The sequence below is a fragment of the Jilunia laotingensis genome (assembly GCF_014385165.1).
Taxonomy (GTDB): domain Bacteria; phylum Bacteroidota; class Bacteroidia; order Bacteroidales; family Bacteroidaceae; genus Bacteroides; species Bacteroides laotingensis.
In genome coordinates, this window is record NZ_JACRTF010000001.1 from 2,136,360 (window position 1) to 2,149,289 (window position 12,930).

The following is a 12,930-nucleotide window of genomic DNA, read 5'->3' on the forward strand; positions in this document are numbered from 1 at the left end:
CATGAAAGAAGTGACAATGGATCATCAGATACAGCCAAAAGACAGCATGAGAGTACCGGAGCCTACTTTACGTAGGTTGCCCTGGTATTTATCGAATGTCAAATTGCTGAAACAGAAGGGAGAACGTTATGTCTCTTCTACACAGATATCCAGAGAAACCAACATAGACGCTTCGCAGATTGCGAAAGACCTTTCGTACGTCGATATTTCTGGTCGTACCCGCGTGGGGTATGAGGTAGATACGTTGATTACAGTACTAGAACAGTTCCTTGGTTTTACGGATATTCACAAAGCATTCCTGTTTGGAGTCGGTAGTCTTGGGGGGGCTTTGCTGCAGGATTCTGGTCTGAAACATTTTGGTTTAGAGATTGTCGCTGCATTTGACGTGAATCCTGCTCTTGTGGGCACTAGCTTGAATGGTATTCCCATTTTCCATTCGGACGATTTTGTGCAGAAGATGCACGAATACGATGTGCATATCGGTGTATTGACCGTGCCGATCGAGATTGCACAATGCATTACTGATACGATGATATCCGGAGGAATTAAAGCTGTCTGGAATTTTACTCCTTTTCGGATTCGTGTGCCCGAGAATATCGTTGTTCAGAATACTTCTCTTTATGCCCATCTGGCTGTTATGTTTAATCGATTGAACTTTAACGAATTTAAATAATGAAGATTATAGCTGTAGGTATGAACTATGACCGGCACAATAAAGAGTTGGGCCATACGTTAATAAATAAAGAGCCGGTTATCTTCATGAAACCCGATTCGGCGATATTGAAAGACGGCAAACCGTTTTTTATTCCCGATTTTTCGGATGAAGTACATTATGAAACCGAGCTGGTGGTACGCATCAACCGTTTAGGAAAGAATATAGCAACGCGCTTTGCTCACCGCTATTACGATGCCGTGACTGTGGGGATCGACTTTACAGCTAGAGATTTGCAGCACCGTTTTCGTGAAGCAGGTAATCCTTGGGAGTTATGTAAAGGTTTTGATAGTTCAGCGGCCATCGGAACCTTTGTCCCCGTAGAACGTTATGCCGATATACAGCAGTTGCATTTTAATCTGACCATCGATGGTCAGGACGTGCAATCAGGATGTACATCGGAAATGTTATTTAGTGTGGATGATATTATAGCCTATGTAAGCCGATTTGTAACGCTGAAAATAGGTGATTTATTGTTTACGGGAACTCCTGCAGGGGTAGGTCCCGTTAGTATGGGGCAACATTTGCAGGGATACCTTGAAGGAGAGAAATTGCTCGACTTTTATATTCGTTGATTTGATAAAACAAGCTCCCGTCCGGGATGCCTTGGAGAGGCTATTTCTTCCTCACCGATGAAGAGCCTCTTCCTCACCGATCAAGGTGCCCTTCCTCACCGATGAAGGTGCCCTTCCTCACCGATGAGGAATGTCCTCGGCACCGATGAGGAAAACAAGGATGAATTTGCCTATGAAACGATATCTATTATCACTGTTTGTTTTTGTATTATTTTTGTTTTCCGCTTCAGCGCAGAACCGTTTTGTTACGCTTGATTGGCAGGAACTCCCTCCTGTACAGACGCTTCCGTCTGTTGTCGAACATTTCCCTCTGCCTGATGATTATCGTTCCTATACTTATAAAGTAGATATTGAATTCCCCGAATTTGAGGATGTTGATGAGGAATCTGCCAAAGTTCTTGCCACAAGTAAGGTCACACTACCGGCTTATCCCCAGGTGGAGAGTACGGTTCAGGTTTCGGCACACAAAGGTATCTTGAATGTCAGTTTTATTCCCGTTGTTTATCGGAACGGTAGGTATCAACGTGTTAATTCATTTAAATATTCAATAGTTCCTATTCGAGTTATTGAATCACGAGCAGGTTCTTCAACAATCCCCACTGTTGCCAATTCAGTGTTGGCATCCGGTAAATTTGTGAAAATACGTGTTTCTGCATCGGGCGTTTATCGTATAACTTATTCCGAACTAAAACGAATGGGATTTTCGGACCCAAGTAAAGTGCGTCTTTATGGTTATGGTGGCTATTTGCTTTCACGTATTTTTGATGAACATCCCGCAGACGATCTTCCGGAGGTTCCGATGTATCGTGGAGGAGACGCTGTTCTGTTTTATGCCCGTGGTCCGATCAGTTGGAAGCCTACAGGTACTTACTTTACACGTGAAAGGAATTTCTATTCGGATTTTGGTTACTATTTTCTTACGGAAAATGGAGGCACACCTGCAGAATTCCCTACGGAAGAAGCGGTGGCTATTAGTGAGAATAAAATAGAAACTTTTAATGCGTTTGCTCTACACGAAGAGGATTCATATACATGGGGAAAAACCGGTAGGGAATTATATGATGGGTACGATTATGTGGCAGGAAATACACAGAATTATTCTTTTGAATTACCTGGAATCACGAACGATCCCGGTCATATAACCGTTGTTTTTGCTGCTAGGTCAGTTGGGTTGTCCGCGTCCGATGCGACTACTTCGCTTTCTGCTTCTATCAATGGAGTGAAAGTTGGTACCCAGACGATTAGTGGAATTTCATCGAGTAATTCTTATTATACCAAGGCTACTGAGACGACTTTTAACGACTCTTGGACTGGTAATAAGACGGAGAAAGTTACGGTCACATTAACCCACTCCCGTCCTGCAGGAGTATCCGGACGTTTGAATTATATTGTTCTCAATTATCAGCAAGCACTGCGCATGAATAATTCATGGCTCTCTTTTCGTTCTTTAGCTTCTGTTGGCAAAGAGACGACTTTTGTGATTTCAGGGGCAAATTCATCTACAGTCGTATGGGATGTTACTTCTCCTTCGAATTATAAACGGATGAATGGAGTCCTTTCCGGAGATACTTACTCGTTTTCCATACCAGCCAGCAATACATTACGTGAATTTGTAGCAGTAAATACTTCAGGTGCTTTTAATGGAGTAGAGACTGTGGGGGAGGTGCCTAACCAGAACCTTCATGCATTGACGGGAGTCGATATGGTAATTATTGTTCCGGATAAAGCGGGGTTATTGCGCGAAGCTGAACGGTTGGCGCAAGCACACCGTGATCACGATGGAATGACTGTCCAAATCGTCACGGCTCCGCAAGTCTACAATGAATTTTCTTCCGGTACTCCTGACGCTACAGCGTATCGTCGTTTGATGAAAATGCTTTATGATCGTTCGTCCTCAGATGCTGATAGGCCCAAATATCTGTTACTTTTTGGAGATTGTAGTTATGACAACCGCATGATTACTTCTACATGGTCTAAATATAAACCAGCAGATTTTCTGCTTTGTTACCAGTCAGAAAATTCTGTGCAAGAAACGACTTCCTATGTAACCGATGACTATTTTGGTTTTCTGGACAATAAGGAAGGAAACTCTTTAGCATCCGGTAGTCTTGATATCGGTATCGGGCGTTTTCCAGTTCGTACGACAGAAGAAGCTAAAATAGCTGTTGACAAGACAATCGCCTACATGGATAATAAGGAAGTTGGTCCTTGGAAGCGCACTCTTTGTTATGTGGCAGATGATGGCGATAGCAATACCCATATGTCCCAAGCGGATAAACTTGCTGCGATGGTTCAAAAAGATTATCCGGAATTTCAGATCGAACGTATATATGCAGACGCTTTCCGTTTGGAATCGTCAGCTACAGGAGCTTCCTATCCGCAGGCCACATCGCGCTTATTAAAAATGTTCGATCAGGGAATGTTGGTTGTAAACTATACCGGTCATGGGAGTACTACCGCTTGGTCTGCAGAGAATATCCTGACGGCTGATCATATAACTAAACTTTCCTCTGCGCGTTTACCTCTTTGGATAACCGCAACTTGTGATTTTACCCGTTTTGATGACATAGCGACTTCGGCTGGCGAATTGGCTTTTTTGAATGCAAATGGGGGGGCAATAGCATTATTCTCTACTTCACGTGTGGTTTACTCTTATCAAAACTCGACGTTGAATACCGCATTTACTAAGTATCTTTTTTCACGCCAAAACGGAAAACGTTTGACTTTAGGAGATATCATGCGACTGGCCAAGTGTGATCCTACTTTGAGCGGTGATAGTAACAAACTTAATTTTACTCTGATAGGAGATCCTGCCTTGGCATTAACATATCCGGATTATCAAATCGAAGTAGATGAATTTAGTGGTCCATTGACAGATGAAATGCCTTATGTGAAAGCGGGGGGGAAGGTGACGGTTAAAGGACACATACTTACCCCGGACGGTACCCCTGCCGATGATTTTATGGGTACGGTACATCCGTTGGTTTTTGATAGTGAAGAGACTGTCACGACACTCGATAATGCTGGTGAAGGTGCTTTTACTTATAAAGAGCGTAGTAAAATACTTTTCTCTGGAACAGATTCTGTTCGTAACGGACGTTTTGAATTTACGTTCCCTGTACCATTGGATATCAATTATTCCAATGCAAGTGGAATGCTTAGTTTATATGCATGCAATGAAGAAAAGCAAGAGGCGGGAGGTGCTTTTGACCGTTTCTTGGTGGGAGGGACTGCTGATGACCTTGATCCATCGGATACGGATGGCCCTGAAATTATGCTTTATCTGAATACTCCGGATTTTCCTTGGGGTGGGCAAGTCAATGAAACACCCTATTTTGTCGCAGAAATAAAGGACGAGGACGGTATTAATACGGTAGGTAATGGCGTTGGACATGATTTGTCGCTCTGTATTGACGGAAGAACTACCTATTCTCTGAATGATTATTATACTCCGGTTGCGGGAAGTTATACCGAAGGTAAAGTGGCCTTTTCCATACCCGCATTATCTGAGGGCAAACATAGTCTGACTTTCCGTGCATGGGACATAAAGAACAATTCTTCTGTGAAGCAACTTGATTTTGAAGTTGTGAAAGGTCTGCGCCCTGACCTTTTGTCTATTAATTGCACTAAGAGTCCGGCTCGTGAAGAGACTACTTTTGTACTTTCTCATGATCGCCCCGGATCGGAACTTTCCGTACGTATTGCTGTTTGCGATTTTTCCGGACGTGAACTCTGGGTACACAATGAGCAGGGAATATCTAATGGAGGATATTACTATGTTGATTGGGATTTATGCAGTAATGCAGGTCAGCGACTTTCTCCAGGCGTATACTTGTTCCGGGCTTCAATAATCTCTGAAAATAGTAAGGAGAGTACTAAAACAGAAAAGATCGTTATTTTAGCACAATAAATGGATGGGAATCAGGTTTATATCAATAAACCTATATTGCTAAAACCATGTACCGAGTAATCTGTTCAATTGTACTTTTTGTTGTACTTCCTCTCTCTGCTCAGGATAGTTTTGTCACTCTGGATTGGCAGGAACTGCCCCCTGTCAGAACTCTTCCGATGATTACTGAGGATGTACCTTTACCCGATGATTTCCGTTTCTATTCATACGATGTGAAACTGGAATTTCCGGAATTTGCAGCTATTGATCAAGAGACAGTAGATGAGTTTACAAAGAAAAAAGTTGAATTGCCTGAAACCCCTTGTTTGACTACGCATATCGGCATTGCCGACAATAAAGGTTATTTGAGTGTCAGTTTTATTCCTGTAGTTTTTCGGGATGGTGTTTATCAGCGCATTCAATCTTTTAAGTTAGCTTTAGCACGTGGTGAGGCCATACCTCATACACGTGCAATGAATGTCCCGTCTACTAAAAAATCAATTCTTTCTTCCGGTAGATTTGTTAAAATACGAGTCCATGATTCAGGTATTTATCAGATAACTCATGCTGAACTGAAAAATATGGGATTTACAAATCCTGATAAGGTTCGACTTTATGGGTATGGTGGTTATTTATTGTCTCAGGAGTTCGTTAAACATCCGGCAGATGATTTGCCGGAAGTGCCTCTTTATCGAAAGGGAGAAACCGTTTTGTTTTATGCCCGGGGCGTATTGAACTGGATACCCAAAGAAACATATTTTATTCGTGAACAAAACTTCTACTCGGATTATGGCTATTATTTTCTGACACAAAGTGAAGACGCTCCTGCCAGATTCCAAGAAGAAGAGGCAAACGGGCAAAGTGCGAATCGAATAAATACTTTCAATGAGTTCGCACTTTATGAAAAGGATGTTTATTCATGGGCGGATGCGGGACGTGAATTGTATGATGGATATGACTTTATAGCAGGAAATACACAGAATTATAATTTCAAGGTGCCTGATATTGTAGCAGAAACGGGAATGGTGACAGTCGACTTTAGTGCAAAGTCACCGACAGAAGATACCTTTTTAGGAATAGCAGTAGACGGAAAGAACCTTGGACGATTGAAAATAGAAGGTACAGGCAGTGATTACGAAATAAAGGCGAAAGAAGCAATAGGACATTATCTTTGGACAGGAAGTGATAAAGAATCAGTCACTGTGACATTGACACACGAACGTTCGGCAGGAGTTTCCGGCCGATTGAATTATTTGGCACTTAACTATCAGCGACGTTTACGGATGAGCGGGGCATATCTGAGTTTTCGTTCATTGGCTTCTGTCGATAAAGAGACTACTTTTGTGCTTTCCGGTGCCAATTCTTCTACTGTTATTTGGGATGTAACTTCTCCCGTTTCTTATAAGCAGATAAAAGGGAAATTGACAGGAGATACTTACATGTTTACTATTCCGGCTTCTTCCGTATTGCGTGAATTCGTTGCTGTCAATACGGATGCTACTTTTGCGAGAGTTGAGAATAGGGGAGAAGTGCCTAACCAGAATCTCCATAGCTTGGAAGGAATTGATATGGTGATTATCGTATCGGACAAACCGGGATTACAAAATGAAGCAGAAAGGTTAGCTCAGTTCCATCGGGAAAAAGACAGATTGAACGTCCAAGTGGCAACTGCTACGGAGGTCTATAATGAGTTCTCTTCCGGTACTCCGGATGTAACGGCATACCGTCGATTAATGAAGATGCTTTTTGACCGGGGCTCTTCGGATAAAGATCGTCCGAAATACTTGCTACTCTTTGGAGATGCCAGTTATGATAATCGGCTGGTTACTCCCACTTGGAGTAAATTTAAACCGGAAGATTTCTTATTGGTCTATGAATCCGAGAATTCGGTACACGATGGTGTGACAGTATGTACAGATGATTATTTGGGCTTTCTGGACGATGAAGAAGGTGCTGCATTGGGATCCGGTAAGTTGGATATTGGCATCGGGCGCATACCTGTTCGTACGGTTGCCGAAGCAAGGGGAGTTGTTGATAAAACGATCCGGTATATGGAAAATAAAGAGACCGGAGCCTGGAAGCGTATAATGGGCGTTGTCACCGATCATCCTGAGCCTAAGTTTGGGTTGACATTTATGGACAATGCAGTGGAACTGATTGATCAAGTTACAAAAATAGCACCTTTCATCCATGTGGAGCGTGTCTTTCCGGATGCCTATAAACAGGAAAGTTCTGCTACCGGTATTGTTTATCCGCAAGCTATCAAGCGTCTGTCTCAGCTTTTCGAACAGGGAATGTTAGTTGTGAATTATATAGGGCATAGCAGTCCGACTGTATGGTCGGAAACCAATCTGCTAACTTCTGATGACATAGTTAAACTCTCATCTCCCCGTTTGCCTTTATGGGTAACGGCTTCCTGCGAATTTACCCGTTTTGATGCGGTTGGCACATCAGCAGGCGAGTTTGCATTACTGAACGAAAAAGGTGGGGCTATCGCTTTGTTTACTACCACGCGTTCCGTATCGAATGACCCGAGATTAAATCAGGCTTTTATTAAATCATTATTTGATCAATCGGAAGGGAAACGGAGGCGGTTGGGTGATGCCGTTCGATTAGCGAAACGTGATTATGGCTCGGGAAGTAATAAGCTTAATTTCACTTTGATCGGTGATCCGGCTTTGACTTTGAATTATCCGGATTATGAAGTGCAAATAGAAGAGTTTGACGGTCCGTTAACCGAAGAGGTGCCTTTTGCGAATGCCGGAGGAAAAGTAAAAGTAAAAGGTCATATTCTTACTCCTGATGGAGAATTGGCTGATGATTTTACCGGAACGATACATCCGTTGGTGTTGGATAGTGAAGAGAGTATGGCTACTTTAGGGAATACTCAATTCGGTGTTTTTGCATATGAGGCCAGGACAAAGACTTTATTCTCAGGCACCGATTCGGTACGTAACGGGCATTTTGAGTTTACTTTCCCTATGCCGTTGGATATTAATTATTCCGATAAATCCGGGTTATTGAATATTTATGCCTGTGATTCCAATAATCGGGAAGCGGGTGGAACATTTGATGGTTTTCTGGTGGGGGGTACGGCCAGTGATCTGGATCCATCCGATACGGATGGTCCGGCAATCAGGCTGTATTTGAATACTCCGGATTTTCCGTGGGGTGGACAGGTAAATGAAACCCCCTATTTTGTGGCAGAATTGAAAGATGAAGATGGCATCAATACTGTCGGTAGCGGAATAGGACATGACCTTTCTCTCTGCATTGATGGAAAAATTACTTATCCTTTGAATGATTATTATATTCCTGTCTCGGGTAGTTATACTGAAGGGAAAGTTGCTTTTTCCATTCCCGAATTGTCTGAAGGTAGGCATACTCTGACTTTCCGTGCATGGGACATTAAGAATAATTCATCTGTGAAACAGTTGGATTTTGAAGTCGTTAAGGGATTACGTCCCGATCTTTTCTCGATTATTTGCTCAAACAGTCCGGCTCGTGGAGAAACTACATTTATACTTTCACACGATCGTCCCGGATCGATACTTGGTATACGAATTGCTGTTTGTGACTTTTCAGGACGTGAACTTTGGGTGCATAATGAGGAAGGAGTGTCGGATGAAAGTTATTATTATGTGGATTGGAATTTATGTAGTAGTGAAGGGCAACGCCTTGCTCCCGGTGTTTATCTGTTCCGGGCCTCTATTACTTCCGAAGGTAGTAAGGAGAGTACTAAAACCGAGAAAATAGTCATTCTGGCACAATAAAACCATGAAAATCGGGTTTAATATTACAAGTTATTACTTTACCCATTTACTCTCATCTACTCCTATAGTTTGATTAGATTATGAAGAAAATATTTATCTTGTTTTTGCTGTTACTCTCTTTTTCTGTTACTTCATGGGGACAGAAAGACTTGTTCAATCCTATTAATACAGGTGTCAACTCACTTAATATCGCTCCCGATTCACGTGGCGGTGGTATGGGTGATGTGGGAGCAGCTACCGATCCGGATATAAATTCACAGTATTGGAATCCGGCAAAGTACCCTTTTACCATTAGTCGTGCAGGAGTTTCTATTTCTTATACTCCTTGGTTGCGTAAATTAGTTAATGATATCGACCTTGCTTATATGGCAGGCTATTATCGTATAGGAGACTATCAGGCAGTCAGCGCTTCACTCCGTTATTTTTCTTTGGGAGAAGTCCCGGTAGATCAGACGGAGACTAATAACGGTTATACGATCAATCCTTACGAAATGGCTGTAGACGTAGCATATTCCCGTATGTTGTCCGAACGTTTTTCTGCTGCGGTAGCACTTCGCTATATTTACTCGGATTTGGCTTATAAGAAGGATGAAGAAGTTTCTCCAGCTTCTGCTTTTGCAGCCGATATAGCCTTTTATTATACTAATTACATTATGCTCGCGCAACGTGAGTGTATGCTTTCTTTCGGATTGAACCTGTCTAATATTGGTACGAAGATATCTTATACCGGTGGTGAGGACAGCCAGTTTCTACCTACTAATTTTCGATTGGGAGGTTCTTTGCTTGCTCCGATTGATGATTACAATACGATTGCATTCAGTCTCGATTTGAATAAGTTGATGGTTCCTACGCGCCCTACTTTCAGCCAGTATAAGGAGAAGTTTGGCGAGGATAAGACCGAAAGTGAATATAACGATTGGATACGCGGAGAAGGTTATAGTGATATATCTCCGATAAAAGGTATTTTCAAGTCGTTCAGTGATGCGCCCGGTGGGTTTAAGGAAGAACTGCAGGAAATCCAATGGTCTTTGGGCGTGGAATATACCTATCATAATCAGTTCTCTGTTCGTGGTGGTTATCATTATGAGCATGAGAATAAAGGTAATCGTAAATATTTCTCTTTTGGTGCAGGATTTCGTATGAGTGTATTCTCATTGGATGCAGCGTATTTGGTGTCTACTGCTCAAAGTAATCCGCTCGACCAGACTTTGCGTTTTACGCTTGGTTTCGACATGGACGGCATTCGCGATCTTTTCGGTCGTCGTAGATAAGTAAAAATTCTAAAAAAGTATTCCGAAAAAACGGTTGTTCCGTAGGAAATGGATAGTTTCGAATCTGAATTCATTTCTTATTGATGTTAGAAAGTAAAATTATGAAGATACGTGTAGGATTTGGTTTCGATGTACATCAATTGGTCGAAGGGCGTGAACTTTGGTTGGGTGGTGTTCGCTTGGAACATGAAAAAGGTCTTTTAGGGCATTCTGATGCCGATGTTTTGATACATGCTGTTTGCGATGCCCTTTTGGGAGCAGCAAATATGCGTGATATAGGTTATCATTTTCCCGATACAGCTGGTGAGTTTAAAGATGTTGATAGCAAAATATTACTGAAGAGGACTGTGGAATTGATTGCTACGAAAGGTTATCGCGTGGGAAATATCGATGCCACTATTTGTGCAGAACGTCCGAAATTGAAATCTCATATTCCTGCAATGCAGGAAAAAATGGCAGAAGTGATGGATATCGATCCCGATAGTGTTTCTATCAAGGCTACTACTACTGAAAAATTAGGCTTTACCGGTCGGGAGGAAGGGATTTCCGCTTATGCCACTGTTCTGATCGAGAAATATTGATAACTAAAGTGGATTGGCATAAGCCTTCACTTCCAATAATAGTTTAACGTGGCTCAAACGTGTATATTTTGAGCCACGTATTTCATATATCCTCGCAACTTTTGCCGAACCGATATGTACTAACTCATTGGCTCGGTATTCATGTTCCAATGCCGGTAGTTGACATGAGACCGGACTAGGTGTTTTGGAGGGAAATCGAATAACAACCAAATTTCCTGCCGGGTCGGTGAGAGTGACAACTTGCCGTACATAAAAATGTACGGTATCTCCATTAATCCGGGTTTTGTACGGGTCGTCTTCGAGGCGGACTTTGATTACCTTCAACGTTAAATCCGTAACTTTATCTCCTATGTTTCCTAAGAATCGTCCGGTTTCCCGCTTTTGCATTGTTTTTCGCAGTTGTAAGTCCATATGAACCGAATGATATACTTTCGCTATATGAACGAAACGTTCTTGTTTTTGAATTTTCGGGATGAATTTATACGCTATCCAGCTTAGATAACTTGGATCTACTTTGAGTATTTCATGTAAATAATGTCCCCTATACTTGCCGTAAGGAATTATATCATCACCATTACTTTGCATTCTTTTAAAGTTGTATTCTACGATGAGAAGGCAGCGTCTTGAAAAGTATAACATGGTGCTTGCCATTCGCAGTGATTCATGAATGTCCGGTGAGAGGTCGTGAATGAAGAGTATGGATTGTTTTTTAAGTTCAGGTGAAAAGATCCAAAGTGAATAGCTATCGTGTCCCGGTCTAGGTAAGACCACAAGATAAGCGCCAGTCTCTTTAAAAGATGTCCTGCCCCGGTTGTACTCATTCAGTTTGGCGTACAAGAGGTTTTCTTCAGTGACGGGTACTCCCGGTAATCTTGGATTAGCCATATTATGAGATTTCTTATTTTCAAATATAAGAAATTATTCCGGATAATCAAAATCTGTGAAGGTAATTTTGTGTTATCATAGGAAAATACGTAGCTTTGCGACATAAATCCCGAATACAGATTCCAATGCAGGACAGACACATCAACCGCAAACGATATTTTGACGAACTGGCTCACAGTAGTAGGAAATATTTTCTTCCGTATCTTGAAAGTTTCTTTAAGATAGATGCATCTACACGTATTCTTGAAATAGGTTGTGGAGATGGAGGAAATTTGTTACCGTTTGCTGAGCGTCAGTGTTCCGTTATGGGAATCGATTTGTCGGAGAAGCGGATTCAGCAAGCACGTGAATTTTTTGAAGAATCAGGTTGTCAGGCTCGTTTTAGTTCTTTAAATGTTTTCGATATGACGGTCGGAGATGAATTATATGACGTTATACTCATTCACGATGTTATAGAGCATATAGGTGATAAAGCCCAGATGTTACGACATGTTCGGAGATTTTTGGCTCCCGGTGGAGTGGTATTCATAGGCTTTCCGGCTTGGCAAATGCCCTTCGGTGGCCATCAGCAGATCTGTCATAGCAAGGCTGCCTCACATTGGCCTTTTCTTCATCTTTTGCCATGCTGGTTATACCGTAGAGTCCTGAAAATATGTGGTGAAAGTGATTCTTGCATTAATGAATTGCTTGATATTAAATCTTGTGCCACAACTATTGAGATGTTCGAAGATTTAGCTGTAAGAACGGGTTATGCTATTTGTCATCGTAAATTCTGGTTTATTAATCCCCATTATGAAGTTAAGTTTCATCTCCGCCCGCGTGTGCTATTCCCGGTTTTAGCACATATACCTTATGTCCGGAATTTTTTTACTACCTCTTGCTTTTATATCCTTCAGACAGTGGATTGAGACCTTAAATTAGATGAGATTGCCAGAATAGCAATTACTTCATTTGTTATGATACGACATATTATTAATCTTTTTCATGATTAATGGTCTTGTGTTTTATGTAACTACATGAAATACATGTATCTATATTAAAATGTTTATGCTTGATGAAGGGATGTAATTAACAGCGTGTTAAATACCTTTTTGTGGTTGTAAAAGATGCTTCTTTTAGATGGTAAATGTACGTACTTTAGTATCTATTGAAAGGGATGTTTTTTGCGACTGTTAATTAGTTCTTTCTCGCTTTCTTGCTTTTTCGGAAGACTACGGTCGATTATAGAAGAAATATTTTGATTT

At 41.6% G+C, this 12,930-nt stretch carries 8 protein-coding genes; 7 read left to right on the forward strand and 1 reads right to left on the reverse strand.

Annotated features, from left to right (window positions below):
* Window positions 1–10 precede the first annotated feature (10 nt).
* The 6 genes from H8744_RS08130 (at window position 11) to ispF (ending at window position 10,801) form a co-directional block, all read left to right on the forward strand.
* Window positions 11–673, forward strand: coding sequence for a redox-sensing transcriptional repressor Rex (locus tag H8744_RS08130; protein WP_369411064.1), 663 nt, complete (start codon window positions 11–13; stop codon window positions 671–673).
* A complete protein-coding gene (locus tag H8744_RS08135) occupies window positions 673–1,287 on the forward strand; it encodes a fumarylacetoacetate hydrolase family protein (protein WP_262434359.1) in 615 nt (204 codons plus the stop codon). Before H8744_RS08130 ends, H8744_RS08135 begins: the two co-directional genes overlap by 1 nt.
* A gap of 172 nt (window positions 1,288–1,459) precedes the next feature.
* Complete coding sequence (porU, locus tag H8744_RS08140) at window positions 1,460–5,197, forward strand: type IX secretion system sortase PorU (RefSeq protein WP_262434360.1); 3,738 nt, start codon at window positions 1,460–1,462, stop codon at window positions 5,195–5,197.
* A 47-nt stretch (window positions 5,198–5,244) separates the two neighbouring features.
* On the forward strand, window positions 5,245–8,949 hold the full coding sequence (porU, locus tag H8744_RS08145) for a type IX secretion system sortase PorU (RefSeq protein ID WP_262434361.1): 3,705 nt from the start codon (window positions 5,245–5,247) through the stop codon (window positions 8,947–8,949).
* Window positions 8,950–9,029: 80 nt separating this feature from the next.
* Window positions 9,030–10,220 (forward strand): type IX secretion system outer membrane channel protein PorV, encoded by a 1,191-nt coding sequence (gene porV / locus H8744_RS08150; protein ID WP_262434362.1) that lies wholly within the window; start codon window positions 9,030–9,032, stop codon window positions 10,218–10,220.
* Between the two features lie 101 nt (window positions 10,221–10,321).
* Window positions 10,322–10,801 carry a 2-C-methyl-D-erythritol 2,4-cyclodiphosphate synthase gene (ispF, locus tag H8744_RS08155; protein WP_262434363.1) on the forward strand — a complete coding sequence of 160 codons (480 nt, stop codon included), beginning with the start codon at window positions 10,322–10,324 and terminating at the stop codon, window positions 10,799–10,801.
* A 3-nt stretch (window positions 10,802–10,804) separates the two neighbouring features.
* On the opposite strand, the gene H8744_RS08160 is transcribed toward ispF, so the two are convergent.
* A complete protein-coding gene (locus H8744_RS08160; RefSeq protein ID WP_262434364.1) occupies window positions 10,805–11,686 on the reverse strand; it encodes an exodeoxyribonuclease X C-terminal domain-containing protein in 882 nt (293 codons plus the stop codon).
* Window positions 11,687–11,811: 125 nt separating this feature from the next.
* Here H8744_RS08160 and H8744_RS08165 point away from each other — a divergent pair, with 125 nt between their 5' ends.
* Window positions 11,812–12,594: a class I SAM-dependent methyltransferase gene (locus H8744_RS08165; protein WP_262434365.1), complete on the forward strand. Its 783-nt coding sequence runs from the start codon at window positions 11,812–11,814 to the stop codon at window positions 12,592–12,594.
* Window positions 12,595–12,930: the final 336 nt, after the last annotated feature.